Origin of the sequence: Paenibacillus sp. FSL R5-0486 (genome assembly GCF_037975155.1) — a bacterium.
GTDB lineage: Bacteria > Bacillota > Bacilli > Paenibacillales > Paenibacillaceae > Paenibacillus > Paenibacillus amylolyticus.
This window is the reverse complement of the sequence record NZ_CP150237.1, coordinates 4,998,324-5,022,345: the sequence shown is the minus strand read 5'-3', so window position 1 is coordinate 5,022,345 and position 24,022 is coordinate 4,998,324. Positions and strand designations below refer to the sequence as shown.

The following is a 24,022-nucleotide window of genomic DNA, read 5'->3' as shown; positions in this document are numbered from 1 at the left end:
CGTATGGACTTCTGGAATTCGTTCTTTCGTTATCCGATCGATCAGCTTCCGTTTTTCCTGCTGACCATTCTGATCGCATTTACGGTGCATGAATTCTCGCATGCGTATTTTGCTAACAAATTTGGTGATCCAACAGCGAAGCTGTTGGGTCGGGTCACGCTGAATCCGGTTGTACACTTTGACTTGTTAGGTGTGCTGCTGCTCATTATTGCCGGCTTTGGTTGGGCACGTCCAGTTCCCGTTAATCGGGCTAACTTCGACAAACCTAGATTGATGGGCATCATCGTATCTGCAGCAGGGCCTCTGAGCAATCTTTTGCTCGCGATCATCGGTACAATCATCTATGCTTCACTGGTTGGTTCGGGAGCTCTCGGCGGCATTGATAATGAGCGTCTGCTCACAGCAATCACGACGTTTTTCGCTATCTTTAACTTAACCAACTTTTTCCTGTTCCTGTTTAACTTGATTCCGTTGCCACCACTGGATGGTTATCGGATTCTAGAGGATCTACTGCCACCTTCAATCAGCCGCAAGCTGCAAGGGGTGGAGCAATGGTCTGTTTTTATCTTCCTATTGATTCTTGTTATACCTCCGTTGCAAAATGTGACGATTCAACCTTTGTATGAGTTTGCGCAAACGATGTATGTGGATCTAGCAAAGGTGATTATCGAATTATATCGCTAAAAGCGCATTGTTTATGAACCGGAATACTGGTCAGAAACACGTAAAAGTTGTATGATCATCTGTGGCGATTGGATTCATGCCTGTCATCAGGTGGGGTGAATTCCAATCATAACAGGACAGAATGGGTGGATTGACTAATGCAGCGATATTTTATATCTGCAGAACAGTTTAATGAACACGCTGTGATTATCACAGGTGATGATGCACGCCATATTGGCAAGGTCATGCGTGGTAAACCTGGAGATAAACTGATTGTCAGTGACGGAAACTCCAGAGAAGCACTCGTGGAAATTGAGAGTATTGAAGTTGGCCAAGTGACAGCCAATATTGTGGAACCTCTCGAGATGGACCATGAAGCACGAATTCGTGTAACCGTGGCACAGAGTTTGCCCAAAGGCGACAAGATGGAAACAGTCATCCAGAGATGTACTGAGATTGGGGCGGTATCATTTGTACCCTTCCTATCAGAACGTACGATTGTGCAATATGATGCCAAGAAAGAAGGCAAACGGTTGGAGCGGTGGCGGAAAATTGCCAAGGAAGCTGCCGAACAGAGTCACCGGAATCGCATTCCATCCGTTGAGCAGCCGCTTTCCTGGAAAGGGCTGTTATCTTCTTTTGAGGGCTATAGCCTGGTATGTTATTGTTATGAGAAAGAAAATGGTAAACAGCTGAGAGATGCATTGAAGCCGTTTATAGAGCAGCTTGCACCTGATGCAAGTGCAGAAGTTTTGATCGTGGTTGGACCGGAAGGTGGATTTTCTGAGAAGGAGACGGCAGAGGCTGATCAGGCAGGTGCTGTATCTGTTGGACTGGGCAAACGCATTTTGCGTGCTGAGACAGCTGGAATGGCAGCACTAACTTGCGTGCTATATGAATCCGGAGAAATGGGAGGAATGTAATTATGCCATCCGTGGCGTTTTACACCTTAGGCTGCAAAGTTAATTTCTATGATACAGAGGCGATTTGGCAATTGTTCAAAAACGAAGGTTACGATCAAGTGGACTTTGATGAACAGACAGCGGATGTATACTTGATTAATACTTGTACAGTAACCAATACCGGCGACAAAAAGAGCCGTCAAATTATTCGTCGTGCCATTCGGCGCAACCCGGAGGCGATTGTGGCCGTTACAGGCTGCTATGCGCAGACTTCTCCGGCAGAGATTCTGGACATCCCAGGGGTGGATCTGGTTATCGGTACACAGGACCGTGACAAGATTCTGCCATATGTTAATGAAATTCAGGAGTCCCGTCAACCGGTTAACGCGGTACGTAATATTATGAAAACCCGTGTATTTGAAGAAATGGACGTACCGGATTTTGCTGACCGTACCCGCGCGTTCCTGAAGATTCAGGATGGTTGCAATAACTTTTGCACGTTCTGCATCATTCCGTGGTCTCGTGGTCTCTCACGCAGCCGTGAGGCGAACAGCATTATTCAACAGGCGCATCAACTCGTACACGCAGGATACAAGGAGATTGTTCTGACCGGTATTCATACAGGTGGGTATGGCGATGACATGGAGAACTATGATCTGACCGATCTGCTGTGGGATTTGGATAAGGTAGAGGGTTTGGAGCGTATTCGAATCAGCTCGATTGAAGCCAGTCAGATCGATGACCGCATGCTCGACGTGATCAAACGTTCGGACAAACTTGTTCGTCACTTCCATATTCCGCTGCAAGCGGGTGATGATACGGTGTTGAAACGCATGCGCCGCAAATATACGACAGAAGAGTTTTACAACAAAATGCTTCGCATTCGGGAAGCAATGCCGGATGTAGCGATTACAACAGACATCATTGTTGGATTTCCAGGTGAGACGGATGAGATGTACCGTAATGGCTATGAGTTGATGCGGAAGATCGGTTTTTCCGAAATGCACGTATTCCCTTATTCCAAGCGTACGGGTACGCCAGCAGCACGAATGGAAGATCAGGTGGACGAAGAGGTCAAAAATGCACGTGTGCATGAACTGATTGACTTGTCTGAGCAGATGCAGCTGGAGTACGCTGAGCAGTTTGTTGGACAGGTACTGGATGTTATTCCCGAAGGGGAAGCCAAGGGCCGCGAGGGAAGTGGCAAGCTGCACGGTTATAGCGACAACTACATTCAACTGGTCTTTGATGGAACGATGGATATGGTCGGTAAAGTGTGCCGAGTCAAAGTGGTTGAAGCTGGCGTCAACGAGAGTCAGGCTACGCTGGTACGTGTGTTGGAAGAGAATCTTAAGTCCGCCGCGATGTGATCGAGGCGTCAGAAACAAGGATTTCATTTCCTTGGGGAGCTTACCCGGGGAGATGAGGTCCTTCTTTTGCAAAAAATAAGATAAAGATATCGAAGTTGATGGGGGAGAGCACGATGAACAAAAAAGAAATTTCAGCAGGCGGAGTTGTTTATAGAACAGGGGAAGACGGACGTCTTCAAATTCAGCTTATCGTAGATCGTTATGGTAAAACAACTCTCGCCAAGGGCAAAATGGAAGATGGAGAAACAATTGAACAGACGGCACTGCGCGAGATTTTGGAAGAGACAGGTATGGTGGGCCGCATTGTAGAGCCGGTTGATATCATTGCTTACACGTACCAACATGCAGACTTTGGCCCGGTGGACAAGGAAGTTCATTATTATCTCGTTGAAGCCGAGAGGGGTGATTTACAGCCTCAGATTGAAGAAATCAAGGGTGTGGATTGGTATGCTCCGGAAGAAGCATGGTCCTTACAGCAGCAGAGCGGATATGATAATAACGATGATATCTTGCGTGTAGCCCTGAACAAGTTAGGCATTAACGTATAACGCACTATTGTTCGAGTCAGTTAGCCGCGAGCTCTGTGGGTCTCGATAGGCAGATCATCAAGCCACGGGTGACTTCGCCGCGGGGGCGTGGATCGGTGGTTTTTTGTGCCAGATTGGCAAGTAACAAAATGGCAAAGCAAGCAGTGAACTGGTGATGTTAAAAAGGGTCTGGGCATGCGCAATCTGTGCCCCGTTGTCCGCTGACAGCCAGGCCGAAGCTGCATGCAGCTGGCCGATCAGCGGCATAAACAGCAGCGCTCCCGCAATGTTTAATACAACATGGGAGGCTGCGACAAATTTGCCTGCGGATGCTCCACCCGCGGCAGCAATCACAGCGGTGATGCAGGTCCCCACATTGGACCCGATCACAATGGCGATGCCGATCTCCACAGGCAATACCCCTGTGGCTGCCAGCGTAATCGCCATGCTAATGACAGCTGCGCTGCTGTGAATGAGAGCTGTCAGACAGGCACCTGCCAGGAAGCCCCACCACAAGCTGTCGGCCGAGCGGTCGAGAAACCATTGAAATACGCCCATGCTCCGCAAGGGTAAGGCAATGGATTGCATCACCTGAATGCCTGTCATAACAAGTGCAAATCCGGCAGCTGCGAGGAAACTGTACTGGATGTTAAACAGAGTCTGACGCGTGCGTTTAGGAGCGGCCAGATTGCGTTCACCAAGAACAACAAACATGGCCCAGCCCGTTAGCGACAGGACGAGTAGCGGTAGGGAAGCACGTCCGATCTGCAGTCCCACCAGCTCCGTCGTCAGGCATGTCCCGATGTTGGTGCCGAGGATGATGCCAAGTGTTCGTCCATAGGTAATTAATCTGGCATTAGCCAGTCCAATGGTGAGTACGGTGACCGCAGTACTGCTCTGTAACAGGGCCGTTGCACCTGCACTGAAGGCCATGCCTTTCCATGGAGCAGAGGTGGCACGATTGAGCCAATCTGCCAACATGGGCCCTGCCATGCGCTGCAAGGCCGTTTCCATCAGCTTCATGCCACCAAAAAAGATAATAAGCCCATAGAGTAGGGGCAATATAACATCTCTAAACATAGAAATATCATTCCTTCCGTCCGGTTCCTTAACTCATCCTATGAGTAAGAAAAGACAACCATGACAAGCCTAAAGGAATTCAGAGGGAAGCGACCTAAATTACCCCACCCCAATTCGAAATATACGGTGATTCGTGCAAACGTAGTGGAGGGGACGAAATCGAATCTAAAGAAGCGAAGCGTGCGCCTTTGTCTCCGGATTTTCCCTTTAAAAAAGGGAATCAATAAAATCTGGAGACAACAGCGATCGGAAGATCGATTCGTAACCGGAACGTCACTTAACTGTTGCACCCCAATTCGAAAGATACGGTGATTCATGCAAACGTAGTGGAGGGGACGAAATCGAATCTGAAGAAGCGAAGCGTGCGCCTTTGTCTCCGGATTTCCCCTTTAAAAAAAGGAATCAAAAAAATCTGGAGACAACAGCGATCGGAAGATCGATTCGTAACCGAAACGCCACCTACGCGCCGCACCAAACCTATCTTTTGAACTATTAAATTAAAGGAAGTGGATCTACCTTGCCATCAGTTACACTCGAACGCAGTCGCAAAAAGCGGCTTGAACATGCACATCCATGGATATTTAACAATGAAATTGCCTCTGTTGACGGAAACCCGGAACCGGGTGATCTGGTCAATGTATTGAATCATCAAGGTCGCTATCTGGCGACAGGATATTACAATCCCGCATCTCAAATCACTGTAAGAGTTGTAGCGTATCAACCTCTGGAGTCCGAACAGATGGACACCGCGTTTTTTGCAGCTCGTTTCCGCGATTGTTTGCGTCATCGGGAACGTTTTATACAGGATGGCGAGGCATACCGGCTCGTTTACGGCGAAGCTGATTTTCTACCAGGATTGATCGTTGACCGTTTCGGTAGCATCCTCGTTGTACAGTTGCTTACACTTGGCATGGATCGTTGCCGTGAAGCCATCGTACAGGCACTCATTGAAGTAATGCAGCCGGAAGGCATATATGAGCGCAGTGATGTCTCGATTCGTGAACTGGAAGGTTTGGAGCAGACCAAAGGTCCGCTGCATGGAGAGTGCCCACGGCATGTCACGGTTACAGAGAATGGACTACTCATTAAAGTGGATATCGTGGAAGGGCAGAAGACAGGTTACTTCTTCGACCAACGTGAGAATCGTGCAGCCATCGAACCGCTCATGAAGGGTTGGGGCTACAAGAGTGGAATCACACTTCAAACGACTGAGCAGGATGGCACAGAGCAGCTCTTGCCTGTGAATAAAAGCGGTAAGGTAGTTACATTCCCATATTGGGATGGTGCCACTGTTCTGGAGTGTTTCTCACACACGGGTAGCTTTACGTTGAATGCTTGCAAGTATGGAGCCAAAAAAGTGACTTGTCTTGATATTTCGGAGCATGCCATTGAGAGTGCACGAACAAATGTGGAGCTGAACGGTTTCACTGACCGGGTTGAGTTCGTAGTTGCTGATGCATTCCAGTACTTGCGTGAACAAGTGAAAGGGCTGGATGAACGTACCGCACGTGCACGTGCAGGCGAACAGAAAGTGGATACATCCAAAGCGCTTGCAGCTGGCGGTAAAACATTTGATGTGGTCATCCTTGATCCTCCTGCATTTGCCAAAACGAAATCAGCAGTTAAAGGTGCATGTCGCGGTTATAAAGATATCAATTTGCAAGGAATGAAACTGGTCAATGAGGGTGGATATTTGGTAACAGCCAGCTGTTCGTATCACATGCGTCCAGACCTCTTCCTGGATACGATTGCCGATGCAGCGGAAGATGCAGGCAAAGTGCTTCGTTTGATCGACTGGAAAGCAGCCGGTAAGGATCACCCACAAATTTTGGGCGTGGATGAAGGACATTACCTGAAATTTGCTATTTTCGAAGTGCGCAGTAAAAAGAATTAATCGTATGATTTTCGTTCCAATCAAGTATAGATCAAGTCAAAAGTCCACAGTGTGATAGCTGCGGGCTTTTTGCTGTTTTGCTGTGTTAACGGAGATGATCTCCGGTTTTACCGGATAGTGGCAAACGTATGTTCCGAACCAAGTCAGATATGTTATACTGGGAATTAAAATCTTGTACGTGTGGTTTGGAGGATTAGACATGTCCGTTCGTTTTGTTATTGGCCGGGCAGGCAGCGGAAAAAGCTTGCTGATTACCCGGGAAATTACATCCCTGCTTCAAAAGGAGCCGCAAGGCACACCTTTGATTTTACTCGTTCCCGAACAGAGTTCTTTTCGAACAGAGCAGGTATTGGTGTCTTCTGGAGCAATTAAAGGTACCATGCGTGCAGAAGTGCTCGGCTTTCGCCGTCTAGCCTATCGTGTAATGCAAGAAGCAGGTGGTTCTGCTCGTATTCCGATCGGAGCCGAAGGCAAAAAGATGCTGCTCTACAAGGTCATCCAGCGCCGTAAGGAAGAATTAAAGCTGTTTGGTGCATCCGGCAGCCAGCTGGGTTTTATAGGCGAATTAAATGACTTATATAGTGAATTTAAACGTTATGAAGTTGATCCATCATTGCTGGAAGACGGGCTGTCTGGAGGGAATACCTCATCCACTTCGCCAATTCTGGAGGACAAGTTGCATGACTTGAATCTGATATATCGTGACTATGAACAGGAACTGACCAATTTATATATTGATGATGAAGACACGTTGACCGAGCTGACAGATCGTTTGTCGGAAAGTGCATTGCTGCAGGATGCCCAGATCTGGATTGATGGTTTTCAGGGATTCACACCACAGGAGATGAGTGTGATTGGTCGGCTGATGTTGCAGTCCTCTTCCGTGACGATTGCACTGACATTGGATCGTCCTTATGATCACGGCGCACTGCCTGGAGAACTGGAACTATTTTATCCCACGGCAAGTGCCTATGCGCGCCTGAAAGGAATGGCTGACGAACTGGGTGTAACGAGCGATATAACCGTTCTAGATTCGGAGATTCCACCGAGATACAAGGATCGCCCGGGACTTGCTCATCTGGAGGCTGGTTTCGACCGCCGAATTCGTTGGAAAAGTGAAGGCCTTGATTCCGGAATCCGACTGGTTGCAGCGGAGAACCGACGAGCTGAGATGGAGGGAGCACTGCGTGAGATGCGGCGCCTGGCACAAAATGAAGGTGCGCGTTATCGGGATATGGCGGTACTTGTTCGTCAGTTGGATACCTACGCTGATATAGCTGAACCTCTATTCAGGGATTATGACGTACCCGTCTTTCTGGACCGCAGAAGAAATGAACTTCATCATCCATTATCCGAGTTTATCCGTTCTGCACTCGACATTGTTCGTCGACATTGGCGTTACGAGGATGTATTTCGCTGTGTCAAAACGGATCTGCTACTTCCGCGTGATGGTTCCATCACTCGTGAAGATATGGACCAGCTTGAGAATTATGTACTGGCTTGTGGTATTCACGGGTATCGCTGGACTGACGGCAAACCGTGGAAGTATGTACCTAGCTTATCACTGGAAGATAACGGTCAGGATGGCCGTAGTCGAGGACGGGACCAGATGCTTTCTTTAATGGAGAGCTGTCGAACGGTCATTACAGATTCCTTGGGTGCTTTTGAGAAACGAATGAAAAAGGCAAAGACAGCCAAAGCCCAGTGCGAGGCACTATACAGACTGCTGGAAGATGCTGAGATCGCATGGAAGCTGGAGAACATGTCTGCTGAAGCTAAGGCACAAGGTGACCCCGAACGGTCGAGAGAACATCGGCAGATGTGGGGAGCTGTGCTAGATTTATTGGATCAGATGGTCGATATGATGGGGAATGAACGGCTGGATATCACGCTGTTTGCCGGGATGATTGAGACCGGATTGACGGAACTGAAGCTGGGTCTGGTACCACCAGCACTTGATCAGGTTTTGATGGGTTCTATGGACCGTACACGCCTTCAGGACATCAAATACGTATTTATCCTTGGCGCCGTTGATGGTGAATTACCCGCCGTACCTCAGGATGATGGCGTATTAACGGAACTGGAGAGAGCGTTACTGACGGAAAGAGGCATGGCGCTTGGACCAGGTGCAACAAGGCAGATGCTGGATGAACGTTTTCTGATCTATACGGCACTTACAGCGGCAAGCAGCCAGTTGTGGCTGAGTTACCCGGTTGCTGATGATGAGGGGAAAGCACTGCTTCCTTCCGAGATTGTCCGCCATGTACGGAAGATGTTTGGTCTACAAGAACAGCCATTGCTCGCTCAACCACCGGTTGCGAACTCGGAAGAAGCGCATTGGTCCTATGTCACCCATCCGGGTCAGAGTCTGTCAACGCTTATTGGACAATTGCGCAAATGGCGCCGCGGAGAAGACATCCCTGAAATGTGGTGGGCGGTCTACAATTGGCATGTATCTCGAGAGACAAGCAGACCTCAGCTGGAACGGTTGATGGGATCAATCTTTTATCGTAATCGGGCATTACCACTACGTACAGCTACCAGTCGCAGACTGTATGGTACAGAGGTGAGGACTAGTGTCTCGCGAATGGAGCGGTTCGTCGCTTGTCCGTTCTCCCATTTTGCTTCGCATGGGCTGCGTCTCAAAGAACGGCAATTGTACCGCCTTCAGGCTCCTGATATCGGACAGCTGTTTCATGCTGCACTAAGCCAGTTGGCTATGCGATTGCGCGAAGAAAATCGTAGTTGGGGCAGTTTGACTCCAGACCAATGTCGTCAGGAAGCCGAGCAAACTGTGGAGCAGATTGCACCACAGCTGCAAGGGGAGATTTTGCTAAGCACCAAGCGATACGGTTATATTTTCCGCAAATTGAAGGACATTGTTAGCCGGGCATCGGTTATTCTTGGTGAACAGTCCAGACGTGGAAGTTTTGAACCGATTGGATTGGAGCTTGATTTTGGACCCGATAAAACACTGCCGCCACTACGTTTTGAACTGGAGAACGGCTGTGTGATGGAGATCGTGGGTCGAATTGACCGTGTAGATGTCGCAGAAGGAGAGAATGGTCTGCTCCTGCGTGTCATTGACTATAAATCAAGCCAGACGGACCTCAAGTTACATGAAGTGTACTATGGTCTGTCATTGCAAATGCTCACCTATCTGGAGGTGCTGCTTAGTGCTGCCGAAGAATGGCTTGGGGAAACGGCGATGCCGGGAGGAACGTTGTATTTCCATGTGCATAACCCGCTGTTGCAATCTGCAAACGGCATGACATCAGAGCAGGCAGGACAAGAACTACTGAAACGGTTCAAAATGAAAGGTTTGCTTCTGGCGGATCGGGACGCAATCGCTCAAATGGACAACACCCTGGATAAGGGATATTCAGCTATTATTCCAGTTGCTCTTAAGGCGGACGGAAGCTTTTATAGTAGCGCCGCTGTAGCTACGCCAGAGCAATGGGATACGCTGCTTGCTTCGGTTCGCAGTAATATCCGTGAGATTGGTACCCGAATTACGGATGGGGATGTGGCCATTGAGCCTTATCGTATTCAGCAGGAAGTGGCGTGCACGTTCTGTCCGTATAAGCCTGTTTGTCAGTTTGATGAGAATATAGAAGGAAATGAGTATAACCTGTTGTCCAAACCGGGCAAACAGCAAATCTGGGATATGTTATCTCACACCAAGGGAGGGGAAACATCATGACGAATATGCCAAAACCGGAGGGTAGCTTCTGGAGTGATGACCAGTGGAGTGCCATCTCGGAAAGCGGAGAAGACATACTGGTTGCCGCAGCGGCGGGATCAGGCAAGACAGCCGTGCTGGTTGAACGAATTATTCGCAAGATCGCAGATCCCTCCCAAGGATACAGTGTGGATCGTTTACTTGTAGCTACGTTTACCAAAGCGGCCGCCGCCGAGATGAAACAACGGATTCGGGAAGCGTTGGAACGTGCGCTGGAAGAACAGCCTGGAGAAGAGCATCTGCGTAAGCAGCTGTCGCTGCTTGGACGGGCATCTATTACAACGCTGCATTCATTCTGTATGGAAGTCATTCGCCGTTATTATCAGCAAATTCCGTTGAACCCGGCTTTCCGTATCCTGAATGAAAATGAAGCGGAAATCATGCGGCAGGAACTGCTTGAAGAACTATTTGAGGAAAAGTATGGCGAAGAAGATGAAGGGAGTACATTCCGCGAATTAGTAGACTGGTTCAGTGGAGAACGAAACGATGATGCGATGCATCGACTGGTGCAACGTTTGTATGATTTCTCCCGCAGTCATTCCTGGCCGGATCATTGGCTCTCAGAGATGGCGTCTGCTTTTCAGGTGGAAAGTGTAGAGGCACTTGGACATTCAGCATGGGTTCAGAGTATTTTGCGTGATGCGGCTCTTGCTTTAAGTGGTGCAGCAGGATTGCTCCGTCAAGGCATTCATATTTCCATGCAGCCTGAAGGTCCGGCACCTTATGCAGATACGTTAAAAGAAGACCTGGTGATGGTAGAAGAACTGTTGTCTGCGGCCCAGGTTATGCCATGGGAAAGGTTGCCTGAAGTGTTTCAACCCGCTACATTTGGCAAACTGAAACCTTGCAAGAAAGATCAGACGGACCCTGCTTTACAAGATCAGGTGAAGGAACTCCGTGAGGCTGCGAAAAAGGCAGTTACCGACCTGAAAGGTTCATTGTTCGGAAGGAGTGCGTTTTCGTTCTGGCAGGAGCTGGAGCAAGCGGCACCACTCATGCAGGAGTTGTCTAGGTTGGTTAGTACATTTGGAGAACGTTATCGACAGGCCAAACAGGAACGTGGGCAAGTTGACTTCAGTGATCTGGAGCATTACTGTCTTCACATTTTGCGACATGAGGATTCAACGCCTGAACTGTCGATGCCTTCCGATGCGGCTATGGAGTACCGTTCGCGATTCGATGAAGTGTTGCTTGATGAATATCAGGATACCAATACGGTTCAGGAAGATATCGTGAAACTGATCTCCAGAGAAAACCCGGGTAACCGATTCATGGTCGGTGATGTCAAACAGAGTATCTACCGTTTCCGGTTGGCTGAGCCAGGTCTGTTTATGAACAAGTATCGCCAGTATGGAGCGAGCACAAATGAGGACGGAATGGTGGAAGAACGTCTGCATCGTACAGGTCAACGTATTGATCTTGCGCGGAATTTTCGTAGTCGAGCAGAAGTCGTGCATTCGGTCAATATGATATTCCGGCAACTCATGAACGAAGGTGTGGCAGAGATTGCTTACGATGAACGAGCTCAACTGGCATATGGGGCTACGTTCCCGTCAGAAACACTTGGTGATGAGGCGTATACACCTGAACTCATGCTGATCGATCGTCAGGGTGGTGGTCCGGATCTGACAGAGAGCACGGATGAGAATGGGGATGTATCGGTCTCCGCAGAACTGGAGAGTGCCGAACTCGAAACAGCACAGTTGGAAGCGAGGGCGATCGCAAGGCGTATTCGTGAGATGGTTGGGGATACGGACAAACCTGCCCTCCATGTATATGACAAAGCCCTGCAAACGATGCGCCCGGCACGTTACGGTGACATGGTCATCTTGCTGCGTTCGACCTTGATGTGGGCTCCGCTCATGATTGAGGAGTTCAGACAGCAGGGAATTCCTGCTGGAGGAGAACAGAGCAAGGGTTATTTTCAGGCTACAGAAGTGGAAATCATGATGTCTCTGCTTCAGCTTGTTGATAATCCAAGGCAGGATATTCCGCTCGCTTCCGTGCTTCGTTCCCCGATTGTTGGACTGGATGAAGAGGAACTGGCACAGATTCGGCTTGGTGACAAAAGACAATCATTCTATGATGCGGTTATATCAGCTGCGGGAGATTGGAGCGATTCCTCCACTAATGCTGTACAACAATCCCGGCAGGATAATCATCCCGATTCCAATATGGTCCAGTTGCAGTGGCCGGAAGCCTGGGCAGAGATGGAACAGGGACAGCGGGAGACAGCAGCTTCAGTCGAGGCAGAGATCCTGGATGATGTCTATGAATCCGATGTGCATACATTGCATACAGATGGAATGCAAGATGCTGGTGTTACGGGACATGCAAGTGAGGATCCGGGCATAACGGAGATCTCAGGCTCGGAGTTACAGCAAAAGTTAATTCGTTTTATGCGTCAATTGGAGCAGTGGAGACTTGAGGCAAGACAAGGCAGTCTAAGTGAACTGATCTGGCGTATGTATCGGGAAAGCGGGTATTTGGACTGGGTTGGTGGTCTTCCAGGAGGACTGCAACGTCAAAGTAATCTTAAGGCATTGTACGACCGCGCACGACAATATGAGGAATCAACTGCGAATCGCGGCTTGTTCCGTTTCCTGACCTATGTTTCCAGACTGCGGGAAAACGGGGGAGACCTCGGAACTGTAGCAAGTAGCTCTGGTGAGCAGGACAACGCCGTACGTATCATGACGATTCACCGGAGTAAGGGTTTGGAGTTTCCAATTGTCTTTGTCGGTGGCATATCCAAGATGTTTAATCAGCAGGACTTGAACGCACCGTTTCTAATGCATAAGGAACTGGGATTTGGTCCGAGGTTTGTGGATCGTGAGAACCGGGTTGCCTATCCTACATTAGCCAATCTGGCGATTCGTCGTCGTGCGCAATTTGAACTGCTTGCTGAAGAGATGCGTGTGCTGTATGTTGCGTTGACCCGTCCCAAAGAGAAAATGATTTTGCTGGGTACTGTAAAAGATGCCGCGAAAAAAGCGCTCGCGTGGTCTCAGGTCAAGGATAGCCCTGAATTGGCATTGCCAGACTATCTGCTTGCTGCTGGACGGAGTTACCTGGACTGGATTGGACCATCCCTGATGAGACATCCAGATGCGGCTGTGCTGCGTGAACTTGCTGGAAGCAATGATTCGTTCTCAGCTTGTCTTGCAGATGATCAATCACGATGGGCGATCTCTATTATTTCCGCCGATCAGGTATCCCGTGACCATGTGGTAGATCTGGCACTCGGAGAAGAAGACGGGATAAATGAGGTACGGAAAGAACGAATTGCTGCACTAAAAGCCGTCCAACCCGTGAAGTTGGTTACATCTTCAACTGTAGAAGAGCTGACGAAGAGTGCACAAGATACGGCTAACCAAAACATTGGAGATGAAGGTGCAGACATAGTAGCTCTTCAACAAGAGGAGACACGGCTGATCAACGAGGTTGATCAACGACTTTCATGGACGTACCCCTATGAAGCAGCAACTCAAGTAGCAGCCAGTACATCTGTCACGGAGTTGAAAACATTACTTGCGATGCAGGACATCCAGTCCGTAGAGGTGATGGAGGAACTGGGGGAGCAGTCCGAGAAATTATTGGCTCACAACAACCCAGGAATCAATTACACCAAAGATGAAGCAGGCCATGTACTACGTGGCGTATCCGATGAATCTAACGAGCGTGAGACTGGATCATGGACAGATTCAAACGGTACGGTGAACCTTCCGGATGCGGGATCTGCAGGTACGTCTTTCAAACTGTACCTGCGTCGTCCCAAATTCATGGAGGCAACGCAGTTGACAGGGGCAGAACGGGGGAACGTGTATCATACGTTGATGCAGCATCTTCCTATAGATGGATCATCTGTTGATTCACAGCTTATTGAACAGACGATTGAGCGGTTGATTAAGCTTCAGATTTTGCTGCCCCATCATGCTGCGGCTATCGAACCTGAAGAACTGGCCGGATTTTTCAATACAGAACCAGGGAAAGAATTATTGCGTGCAGCGTGGGTGAAACGGGAGATTCCGTTTGTGTATGGACTTCCGGCACATCAGTCTCCTGTGGAATGGCTACATGAACGGGCGGCGAACTCAGATATGCAGATAATAAATGAAGATAGCAAAATGCAGGCAACGATTGAAAATGAAACCGTGCTTGTACAGGGGATTATCGATTGTCTGTATGAGGTGGACGGCGAGCTTGTCTTGCTTGATTACAAGACGGATCGGGTATTGGAGCATCGTGGTGGTTTGGATGAACTCACCAAAAATTATCGCTTCCAGCTAGATCTGTATGGACGGGCCATTGAAGATATATTGGGTCGGAAAGTTGACCGGAAATGGCTGTACTTTTTTGATGGTGGACATGCAGTGAAATTGTAAAAGATCGGAATTTAAAACCATGTATATCACATGGGAGAGGGGTGGAACGGACGATGCGTATTTTGCATACAGGGGACTGGCATTTGGGAAAAACGCTGGAAGGACGAAGCCGACTGCGTGAACAGGAAGATTTCGTTGATGAACTCGTCAGGGTCGCTGATGAGCAACAGGCGGATGCCATATTGATGGCCGGAGATGTGTATGATTCGGTGAATCCTCCCGCAGCGGCGGAACAACTTTTTTATGAAGCGGCAGCGCGTCTGACGGAGCATGGAAGACCCCTCGTGGTGATTGCTGGAAATCATGATCAGCCAGAACGTGTAGCTTCTGTAACTCCACTTGTGAACAGACAGGGCATTACACTCGTAGGGATGCCTACTTCAGAAGCGGTAACCATCCATGCAAAGCGAACCGGAGAAATTGCACAGATTGCCGCATTACCTTATCCTTCTGAAGCCAGATTGAATGAATTGCTGACAACAGATGGGGACGAAAATGTGCTTCGTCAGGCATACAGTCACCGGGTGGGCATGTTAATGCAGCGTCTGGCAGCTTCTTTTCGCCCGGATACCGTGAACTTGGCCATGAGCCATATCTATGTGCTCGGCGGACTTGAGAGTGATTCGGAACGTCCGATTCAGATCGGTGGGGCCTACACGGTGGACCCTTCATCTTTAGCGACTGGTGCGCAATACACGGCGCTTGGGCATCTTCATCGTGCACAGGCTGTCAAAGGAGACGGTGTGATTCGATATAGCGGTTCTCCTCTCGCCTACAGCTTCTCGGAAGCAGGGCAGAGCAAGTCTGTCACGATGGTTGATCTGGCGCCGGGTGGAGCAGCACAGGTAGAAGAAGTTTTGTTAACGTCCGGGCGTCCGCTTGTACGTTGGCAGGCCCGTGGTGGTTTGGCAGAAGTATATCGCTGGTTGGATGAGGGGCGTGATCCACAGGCTTTTATCGACATGGAAGTGTGGCTGGACGAGGCGATGTCCCTGAAGGAGATTCAGCAGCTGCGAAAATCACATGAAGGTATCATTCATATTCGCCCGGTGTATCCCGAGATGGCTGCAGCAGGACTTTTGGAACAACGATCCGAGCTGCCGGTCCACGAACTGTTCCGTAAATTTTATCAGCGTCAGACCGGTGGTGCACAACCGGAAGACAGCCTGGTACAGCTTTTCCTGGAACTTGTGGATGAAGACGAGCCGGGTGCGCGTGAGGAGGTCGAGGAAAGATGAAGCCAATTCTATTAAAAGTTGCCGGACTGCAAAGTTACCGGGAGATGCAGGAGATTGATTTTACCGTGCTGACAGAGACGGGGCTATTCGGTATTTTCGGTCCAACGGGCAGTGGTAAATCTTCCTTGCTCGATGCCATCACACTCGCCATGTACGGAAAAGTGGAACGTGCGGTGAACGGGACGCAAGGCATTATGAATCATGCAGAGGATTCGTTGTCGGTTGCTTTTACATTTGAACTGATGTCGGCGGAAGGCACTCGAAGGTTCCGGGTAGAGCGACGTTTCAAACGAAATAATGAAGTTTCGGTGAGTAACACGATCAGCAAATTCATAGAGACGGTTAATGGCGAAGAACAGGTACTTGCCGACAAATTGGCAGATGTGAATCGCTGCGTTGAAGATGTGATCGGTTTGAAGATGGATGATTTTACACGGGCAGTGGTGCTTCCGCAAGGGAAGTTTGCCGAGTTTTTGTCACTCAAAGGCAGTGAACGTCGTCAGATGCTGCAACGATTGTTCCATCTGGAGAAGTATGGGGATCAGCTGGCCATCAAATTAAGTCGGCGGGTTAAGGATAATGATATGGTTCACCAATCTCTTGCTGCGGAGCAACAGGGACTTGGGAATGCCAGCAAGGAGACGCTGGAAGAAACGAAACGTCTTCTTCAAAACGCTGTTCAGCAGTCTGAATTGTCCCGCAAAGCGCTGGATGAAGCTGTGAAGGAAGCTGAACAACTGGGCAAAATTCGTGAGTTAAGTAACGAACGGCAGGCCCGGACGGATGAACAGCAGAAGCTGAAAGCACTGGAACCACAGATAGAGGTAGGCGAACAACGGCTGAAACAATCCGTTGCGGCAGATGCAATACTGCCTGCATTGCAGACGGTTCGAGATGCCATGGCTACACAGAAGCAGCGGCAGGATACTGCCGAGACAGCTCATCAGCAAGCACTGGAACATGAGCGTCTGGCTGTTCAGGAAGCGGAGAAGGCTGAGACGGCACGCAAGCAAATGACTGAGGAAGAACCGAAACTTCTGTTGCGCCTGGAGCAACTCGAACAAGCGAAAGAGCTACAACGTGAACGGGACGGACTTCAAGCCGATTGCTCGCGCCTCGCGCAGTTGCTGGAACAGGGGCAGAGCGAACAAACTACGCTGGGACAGCAGCTTGAGAAAGAAAAGGAACTGCAACAGCGCGGACGCAAACGGCGAGAGGAACTACAGGAGAGCCTCAAGCCAAATGAAGTGAAGTCAGAGGAACGCAGGCAACTTCAAGCTGCGCTAGAACTGAAACATCGTGTGGATACTGCCGCGGAGCAGTTGCAGCAAAATAAGGCTGACATGCAAGCCTATAAGCAATCGGCAGAACAGGGAGCCGACAAGCTGAAGGCGGCGGCTGAGGAAGAAAAACGCCTGAGTGATCAGCGTCAGCATCTGGTAGAACAGGCGTCAGCAGGTCTTGAGGCCTTGCTTGCCTGTGAGCAGGATATTAGCCGCGAACAAAGCCTGCTGGCCCTTGCGGAGGAACGGCTGCGTGGCACGATGCGCGAGCAGGAGCTACACCGGCTGTCCTCCGCCTTGCGCGCCGAACTGCACGACGGCGAGCCATGCCCGGTGTGCGGCTCGCCGCATCACCCGCTCCCGGCTGCGCCGCCGGGAGAAGGTCCGCACGCAGGCGACGCGGACCTGGAACTGCTGCGCAGCCTGCACGCGGAGCTGCAGGAGCTGCGCTTTGGGCTGCGCCAGCAGCTGCACGAACGTCGCAGCCTGCTGACGCAGCTTGGCGCTGCGGCCGGCGAAGCTCCTGCCGCAGCCGAGGCCGCGCCTGCGGCAGCGGAGCCTGAGCCCGCCGGGTCGCCCGAACACGGGCGCTCCCCGGCAGGCTGGGCATCGCGTGCCGCTGCGCTGCGCGAAGCCGCGCAGGCGCTGGCTGGCGCAGCAGCGCCGCTCCAGGCCGAAGCCGCCGCGTTACAGCAGGCGGCTGTAGGCGCGCAGCAGCGCCGCATGGAAGCGGCAGCTGCGCAAGAGGCCGGCCGTGCCGGGCTCGCCCAGGCGGATCGCAAGCTGGCCGAGAGCGAGGCCGCAGCGGCTGCCTTGCAGAGCCGCTGGGCCTCGGAACTGCCCGGCATCGCTCAGGAGGAGGCCAAGGCCCTCTATCAGGCGATGCAGGAGCGCGATGCACGCGCCGAAGACATCAAGGAACGTCTGAACAAAAGCGTGACGTTCCTTGAGGAAAAAGACCAGATCATCCAATCTCTCCAGCAGAAACTGGTTGAATTGGATAAACAACTGATTCAGTGGCAAACGGAGTGGCAGGGCAATAGCAAACAGCTGGCCGAGAAGGAAGAACGCTTGCGCCAGTGGGTTGGGGAGCAGCGGGTAGAAGATCTGATTACTGCGGCTCAGGCTCGTCTGGATGGACTGCGGAAAACAGCTTCGGACTCGGCACAACGCTTCAAAGAGGCGGACACGCTGAAGCAGGAATCAGCTAAGAAAGACGTTATGGCTCAACAGGCAGCCGCCTCGGCTACAGAACATCTGCAACAAGCACAGGAACGGTGGAAGCAATTGTTGGAACAATCCCCGTTTGACTCGGATGATGCTGTTGTATCCGCGGCAATTCCTTCCCAGGAAGCAGAACGACTGGCAGGAGAGATCCAGCAGCACCGTGAACGTGAGCGTGAACTGGCATCCCAGTTGCGTGAATTGGAACAAAAGCTGGGTGGTGCTGTCGTATCGGAGGAACAGTGGTTAGCGTGCACCGAACGTTTGCAGCAGGTCCGAATTGAGGATGAGGCTTCCCTTCGTGCCAAAGCACGTGCAGAACGTGATCTGGAGGATGTGGAGCAGCGACATGTTCGCTGGACCGAACTGGAGAACAAGCGGGTGGAGGTAAGCCGTCAAGGCGAACTGCTCAGCAAACTTCAATCCGCGTTCAGAGGCAATGCTTTTGTCGAGTATATTGCCGAAGAACAACTGATGCAGGTTAGTCATGCGGCATCTCAGCGTCTGCGTTTCCTGACCAAACAACGTTATTCACTGGAGGTGGATTCCGGTGGTGGTTTTGTAATCTGTGATGATGCCAACGGGGGAGTCAAACGACCGGTATCAACGTTGTCAGGTGGCGAGACGTTTTTGACTTCGTTGTCACTGGCCTTGGCACTGTCGGCCCAGATTCAGCTGCGAGGTCAGTACCCACTTCAATTCTTCTTCCTGGATGAAGGGTTTGGTACACTTGACCCTGAGCTGTTGGATACCGTCATTACGTCTCTGGAAAAATTGCATGACGACCGATTGGCTGTTGGTGTAATCAGTCACGTGCCTGAACTGCGTGCACGCTTGCCGCGCAAACTTGTGGTGATTCCAGCAGGTGAGGCCGGAAACGGCTCACGTGTGGTCTTGGAGACTCTGTAGAGGGCAATGTGTAAGCAATATAGATCATAGAAGCGCCTCTAATAGTCCAAGCAAAATGAATATTAGAGGTTGTTCAAAAAGTCCGCTTTTGATTACGAATGGTGCCTATTAAACACGCACTATTACGTAATATTATTTTTGTGAAAATATTTCTTTTCTTGCTTTGATAACTTAGCGGAGTGAGTTACATCACAGATACAGGTTCATCCCGCTGTTATACTACAGTTAAGCCGACAAACTTTATTTAAGTACCCCGGCGGACATCTGATCAGGACGTTTCCTGAATAGATGTCCGCGCAGCAGACTTCCAAGGAAGCCGCTCACGGGGTGCTCTTTTTTTTGTGTTTTTTCGTCAGTAGTGTCAATTCGCCCAGTTCTGAATACCATGAAAAGGTGATCAAGAGCAGAATCAGGGAGGCGTTGGCAAGTGGAAAAAGTGGAAGCAAAGAAAATATGTAAGGAACACATGCACCGTTATGTATGTGTACAGATGAATGACGGTATGCACTACGATGGCATTATGGAAAATGTGGATGACGAAATGATCTACCTGGCTGTTCCCGTTGGACCAGAAGCCATGGTGAATCATGCGAACTGGGCTCCAAATGCAATGCCTGGAGCAAACTATCCGATAGGTCATACTCGCGGATTTTATCCAGGTTACGGCTACCCTACACCTTATCCGTATTATGGTTATGGCCGTAGACGTTTTAACCGACTGGTGCTCCCGTTATTTGCGCTTACAGCATTAACCCTTTTACCGTACTATTGAGATTAGAAAAAACAGTCATAACTAAAGTGACACATTCTTATGCACCCTATGAAAATCCTCGAGAATAACTAGCTGAGGATGGATGTTCCGTTCATGGCATCGTACAGCATAAAATAGAGAGGTCTTATCACATACAGAGTCTCAGCCTGATGTATCGCGATAGTCATTGCAATACAACTGGCAACATACCGAATATCCAAAAAGGTCATGCCTGTGCAGAAGCGAACTTCTGTAAGGCATGACCTTTTTTTGAATCTAATTAGTGTAAGGTCGATGATGAACGGGTAGCACTTAACGTGTATCGTGCCTGCTGTTCCTTGTAATTTCAAATGAGAGCCTGAACGCCAAATAAGACTTCCTGTGTTCCTTAGAAAATCGTCCACTACACCTTCTCCAAGATCAGCCAGCATGGACTTCAAAATGCCCTTAACTTAATGCAGATTTCAAATCCTCAAGTAAATCTTCAACATCCTCGATCCCAACGGAGATACGAATCAAACCATCCGTGATCCCCAATTCTTGCCGACGTTCATAAGGAATGGAGGCATGCGTCATTCGGGCAGGGACAGAAATTAAACTTTCCACCGCGCCCAGACTTTCAGCCAATGTGAAATAACGGACTTTGCTTAACACGTCATCTACTTTTTCAGCACTGCCTACATCAAAGGAGACCATACCGCCATAACCTCTCGCTTGCGTGGAAGCAAGCTTATGCTGTGGATGGTCGGGCAACCCGGGATAATAGACTTTGCTTACTGCTGGATGTTGATTCAAAAATGTCACAAGCTGCTCTGTATTGCGTTCTTGCGCTTCCATCCGTAATCCCAATGTTTTAAGACCTCGCATTAACAACCAGGAATCCATGGGTCCCAGGACTGCGCCAATTGCATTTTGAATAAAATGCAGATCTTCACCAAGTTGCTCGCTGTTGACAACCGCAAGTCCTGCCACGACATCACTATGACCGCCGATGTATTTCGTTGCAGAATGCAATACAATATCCGCTCCCAGAGCCAGCGGGGTCTGCCAATAAGGCGTACTAAACGTGTTATCCACGATGAACATCAACTCATGTTGTTTTGACCATTTCGCTACAGCAGTAATATCGGTGACCTTGAGTAACGGATTGGTAGGTGTTTCTACATAAATGGCCTTTGTATTGGATTGCAAAGCCTTTTCCAGTGCTTGTGGTGAGGTAGTATCTACAAAGGTAGACTCGATCCCCAGACGACTCAGCACCTTGTTGAAAATGCGGTAAGTCCCGCCGTATACATCATCCGTCAGAATGACGTGATCTCCTGTTTTCAACAGAGACAGTACAGCGTGAATTGCAGCCATGCCCGAACTAAAAGCAAAACCTCGAACGCCATCCTCCAGCTCTTTAATGACTTCTTCCAACGCATGCCGGGTAGGATTGCCTGTTCGTGAATACTCGTATCCTTTGTGTACGCCAACCGATTCTTGCTCATACGTGCTTACTTGATAGATCGGTACACTAACTGCTCCAGTGTGTGGATCACCAACAATACCTGCATGAATCAGCTTGGTTTTTGGTCTCATTTCATTGTCCTCCATTATAGATATTTTGGCTTAAATATCGTTCGCTGCTATCCGGGAAAATAACGACGATGTTACTTCCGGGAGCTGCGTGAACAGCTTCGTTTAATGCGGCTTGCATAGCTGCACCTGAGGAACTTCCTACCAGTAAGCCTTCCAACAAGGCCAGATCCTTTACCCGCTCAAAGGCATCTTCATCTGAGATCGTATGAATGGCATCAAAGTAACTCACATCCATAAAAGAAGATAACGTTTCGACCCCTATTCCTTCTGTACGATGTGGTCCCGATGGACCTCCTGCGAGTATCGAACCTTCGGGTTCTACGATACATGTTTTAATTAACGGTTTTTGCTCCTTCAAATAGCGAGATACTCCCATGAAAGTTCCGCCAGAACCGGCTCCGGCGACATATACATCCACCTGCCCGTTCAGATCACGCCAAATCTCAGGACCCAGATGTTCATAATGTGCGAGTGGGTTATCTGCATTGGAGAACTGACCTGGAATATACGAACCCGGTATTTCTTTCGCCAGCGATTCCGCCTTGCGTATGGCACCAGTGATTCCTTCGGATGTGGGTGTGTTGACGACCGTAGCACCAAGGGCTTTCATCAACTGCTGCTTCTCAACACTGAACTTCTGAGGTACCGTGAAAATGACCTTTAAATTCAGGCCTACAGCCGCCATTGCAAGACCAATTCCTGTGTTGCCTGCGGTAGCTTCAATCACTGTTCCACCTGGCTTAACATCTCCTCTTGCCAAGGCCTTCTCCAATAAAAACTTGCCGATCCGGTCTTTCACACTTCCTCCGGGATTCATGAATTCCAGTTTGGCGAACAGGCGGATTCCTTCCGGTAATGGATAACGAGTTAATTCAAGCAGAGGTGTATTACCTATAAGTTCCTGTACATGTTGATAAACGGTCAAATTAACCAATCTCCTTTTGTGTGTCATTAACCATACATATTTGTTTAATTGGGAAAAGTGCGTGATAAAACCATATTTCGATAAAAGAGCTTGGTATACATCCAATGTTGTATAGTGTTCGGCTTGATGATAGATGGAGAGTTGACCTAGAATACCTGGTTGTGTGTCTAAAGATTGGACGTGGGTTTTTACTTTTAGTATGATAGAGGGGAATACATACACTGGAATACAAAGGAGGGTATGAACTATGGATTGCTTATTTTGCAAAATTGTAGAGGGCAGCATTCCCTCCAATAAAGTACTGGAGAATGACCATGTTATCGTTTTTCATGACATCCAGCCCGCTGCACCGACACATGTTCTTGTCATTCCGAAGAAACATATTGCTTCCATGAATGAAGTTACTGCAGAAGATCTGCCGTTGATCGGCGAGATTCATCTGGCTGCTCAAGAAGCTGCGAAGCGTCTTGGCGTGGAGGAAACAGGATATCGATTAATCAACAATTGTGGTAAGGATGGAGAACAAACCGTTCATCATCTGCATTACCATTTGTTGGGTGGTACCAGACTTGGCGTGTTGACAAGTCTGTCCGATTCTCACAAATAAACGAGCTAATGGGTACTACTATTGAGGATTTAGTCATATGCATTAAATCCACGAATGTGTGACCAAATGCTTATATAATGAATTCATTTCATAATACCTTTGAGTTATAAAATGGATTCAAATAAGTGATCATTACATTGAGGTTGACACCTTTATTATCTTTCGCCTATAATGTAAGATGATGAACCGTGTTATTGCTCTTGGACGGTCTGGTCGGAGGGAGGGAAAACTGGTGTCTGAAACTAAAGTTCGCAAAAACGAGACTATTGATGCTGCACTTCGTCGTTTTAAACGCTCCATCGCTAAAGATGGCGTATTGGCTGAGGTGAAGAAACGTAAGCATTATGAGAAGCCAAGCGTAAAGCGCAAGAAAAAGTCCGAGGCTGCTCGTAAGAGAAAGTTTTAGGAGGATTTTAATTACATGAATCTTAGCGAACGATTGAACGAAGATATGAAGCAAGCGATGAAGAGTAAGGACAAGTTCAGACTCTCCAACATTCGGTTGATTCGTTCGACGATCAAGAATCTTGAAATAGATTTGAAAAGAGATTTGGATGACAACGAAGTGCTTGATATCCTGAGTCGTGAAATCAAACAGCGCAAAGATGCCCTCCAAGAATTTGACAAAGCGGGCCGTGAAGATCTCGCGGCAAATGCAAAAGCGGAAATTGAAGTACTCATCCAGTACCTTCCCACACAGCTTACCGAAGAAGAAATTAAAGTTATTGTACAGCAGACCATCCAGGAAACCGGTGCTTCTTCGAAAGCCGAGATGGGGAAAGTCATGGCGGCCCTTATGCCGAAAGTTAAAGGCAAAGCGGACGGCAAACTGGTAAATCAAGCAGTTCAACAATTTCTGCAATAAAGCAAATCAATAAACACCTTCTGACTTGTCAGGAGGTGTTTTTTCCATTTATCAGAAGGCATGATGTCCTTGGGAT

The 24,022-nt window shown here is 49.2% G+C and carries 16 protein-coding genes; 13 read left to right on the top strand and 3 right to left on the bottom strand.

The window, feature by feature from the left end:
- The first annotated feature begins 3 nt into the window (after positions 1-3).
- From MKY01_RS22250 to MKY01_RS22235, 4 genes are all read left to right on the top strand, one after another.
- On the top strand, positions 4-684 hold the full coding sequence (locus MKY01_RS22250) for a site-2 protease family protein (RefSeq protein WP_100527023.1): 681 nt from the start codon (positions 4-6) through the stop codon (positions 682-684).
- Between the two features lie 137 nt (positions 685-821).
- Positions 822-1,586 carry an RsmE family RNA methyltransferase gene (locus MKY01_RS22245; protein ID WP_127545212.1) on the top strand — a complete coding sequence of 255 codons (765 nt, stop codon included), beginning with the start codon at positions 822-824 and terminating at the stop codon, positions 1,584-1,586.
- A 2-nt stretch (positions 1,587-1,588) separates the two neighbouring features.
- Positions 1,589-2,935, top strand: coding sequence for a tRNA (N(6)-L-threonylcarbamoyladenosine(37)-C(2))-methylthiotransferase MtaB (mtaB, locus tag MKY01_RS22240; RefSeq protein ID WP_047843791.1), 1,347 nt, complete (start codon positions 1,589-1,591; stop codon positions 2,933-2,935).
- A gap of 113 nt (positions 2,936-3,048) precedes the next feature.
- Positions 3,049-3,483: an NUDIX domain-containing protein gene (locus MKY01_RS22235; RefSeq protein WP_127545215.1), complete on the top strand. Its 435-nt coding sequence runs from the start codon at positions 3,049-3,051 to the stop codon at positions 3,481-3,483.
- A gap of 57 nt (positions 3,484-3,540) precedes the next feature.
- On the opposite strand, the gene MKY01_RS22230 is transcribed toward MKY01_RS22235, so the two are convergent.
- Entirely contained in the window at positions 3,541-4,542 is a 1,002-nt protein-coding gene (locus tag MKY01_RS22230; RefSeq protein ID WP_127545218.1) for a Na/Pi symporter, read from the bottom strand.
- A gap of 517 nt (positions 4,543-5,059) precedes the next feature.
- Between MKY01_RS22230 and MKY01_RS22225 the strand changes: the two genes are divergently transcribed.
- The 6 genes from MKY01_RS22225 to MKY01_RS22200 all read left to right on the top strand — a co-directional run bounded on the left by MKY01_RS22225 (position 5,060) and on the right by MKY01_RS22200 (position 19,989).
- On the top strand, positions 5,060-6,436 hold the full coding sequence (locus MKY01_RS22225) for a class I SAM-dependent rRNA methyltransferase (protein ID WP_127545220.1): 1,377 nt from the start codon (positions 5,060-5,062) through the stop codon (positions 6,434-6,436).
- A gap of 199 nt (positions 6,437-6,635) precedes the next feature.
- Positions 6,636-10,139 (top strand): helicase-exonuclease AddAB subunit AddB, encoded by a 3,504-nt coding sequence (addB, locus tag MKY01_RS22220; protein WP_127545222.1) that lies wholly within the window; start codon positions 6,636-6,638, stop codon positions 10,137-10,139.
- Positions 10,136-14,563, top strand: a complete 4,428-nt coding sequence (gene addA, locus MKY01_RS22215) for a helicase-exonuclease AddAB subunit AddA (RefSeq protein WP_339283529.1) — start codon at positions 10,136-10,138, stop codon at positions 14,561-14,563. The genes addB and addA overlap by 4 nt, the downstream gene beginning before the upstream one ends.
- A 53-nt stretch (positions 14,564-14,616) precedes the next feature.
- Positions 14,617-15,801: an exonuclease SbcCD subunit D gene (locus MKY01_RS22210; protein ID WP_036672068.1), complete on the top strand. Its 1,185-nt coding sequence runs from the start codon at positions 14,617-14,619 to the stop codon at positions 15,799-15,801.
- Positions 15,798-19,217, top strand: a complete 3,420-nt coding sequence (locus tag MKY01_RS22205) for an SMC family ATPase (RefSeq protein WP_339283527.1) — start codon at positions 15,798-15,800, stop codon at positions 19,215-19,217. Before MKY01_RS22210 ends, MKY01_RS22205 begins: the two co-directional genes overlap by 4 nt.
- Positions 19,218-19,644: 427 nt before the next feature.
- Positions 19,645-19,989 carry a hypothetical protein gene (locus MKY01_RS22200; RefSeq protein WP_036674796.1) on the top strand — a complete coding sequence of 115 codons (345 nt, stop codon included), beginning with the start codon at positions 19,645-19,647 and terminating at the stop codon, positions 19,987-19,989.
- A 426-nt stretch (positions 19,990-20,415) separates the two neighbouring features.
- Here MKY01_RS22200 and MKY01_RS22195 read toward each other — a convergent pair whose 3' ends face one another.
- Both MKY01_RS22195 and MKY01_RS22190 read right to left on the bottom strand, forming a co-directional pair.
- A complete protein-coding gene (locus MKY01_RS22195) occupies positions 20,416-21,549 on the bottom strand; it encodes a bifunctional cystathionine gamma-lyase/homocysteine desulfhydrase (RefSeq protein WP_339283525.1) in 1,134 nt (377 codons plus the stop codon).
- Position 21,550: 1 nt separating this feature from the next.
- The gene (locus MKY01_RS22190) at positions 21,551-22,474 is read right to left on the bottom strand and encodes a cysteine synthase family protein (RefSeq protein WP_253502000.1); all 924 of its coding nucleotides are present in this window, start codon (positions 22,472-22,474) and stop codon (positions 21,551-21,553) included.
- A 247-nt stretch (positions 22,475-22,721) separates the two neighbouring features.
- Between MKY01_RS22190 and MKY01_RS22185 the strand changes: the two genes are divergently transcribed.
- The 3 genes from MKY01_RS22185 to MKY01_RS22175 all read left to right on the top strand — a co-directional run bounded on the left by MKY01_RS22185 (position 22,722) and on the right by MKY01_RS22175 (position 23,946).
- Complete coding sequence (locus MKY01_RS22185; protein WP_024628477.1) at positions 22,722-23,081, top strand: histidine triad nucleotide-binding protein; 360 nt, start codon at positions 22,722-22,724, stop codon at positions 23,079-23,081.
- Positions 23,082-23,313: 232 nt separating this feature from the next.
- Positions 23,314-23,487, top strand: coding sequence for a 30S ribosomal protein S21 (rpsU, locus tag MKY01_RS22180; RefSeq protein WP_005547957.1), 174 nt, complete (start codon positions 23,314-23,316; stop codon positions 23,485-23,487).
- Positions 23,488-23,502: 15 nt separating this feature from the next.
- Complete coding sequence (locus MKY01_RS22175) at positions 23,503-23,946, top strand: GatB/YqeY domain-containing protein (RefSeq protein ID WP_017687237.1); 444 nt, start codon at positions 23,503-23,505, stop codon at positions 23,944-23,946.
- Positions 23,947-24,022: the final 76 nt, after the last annotated feature.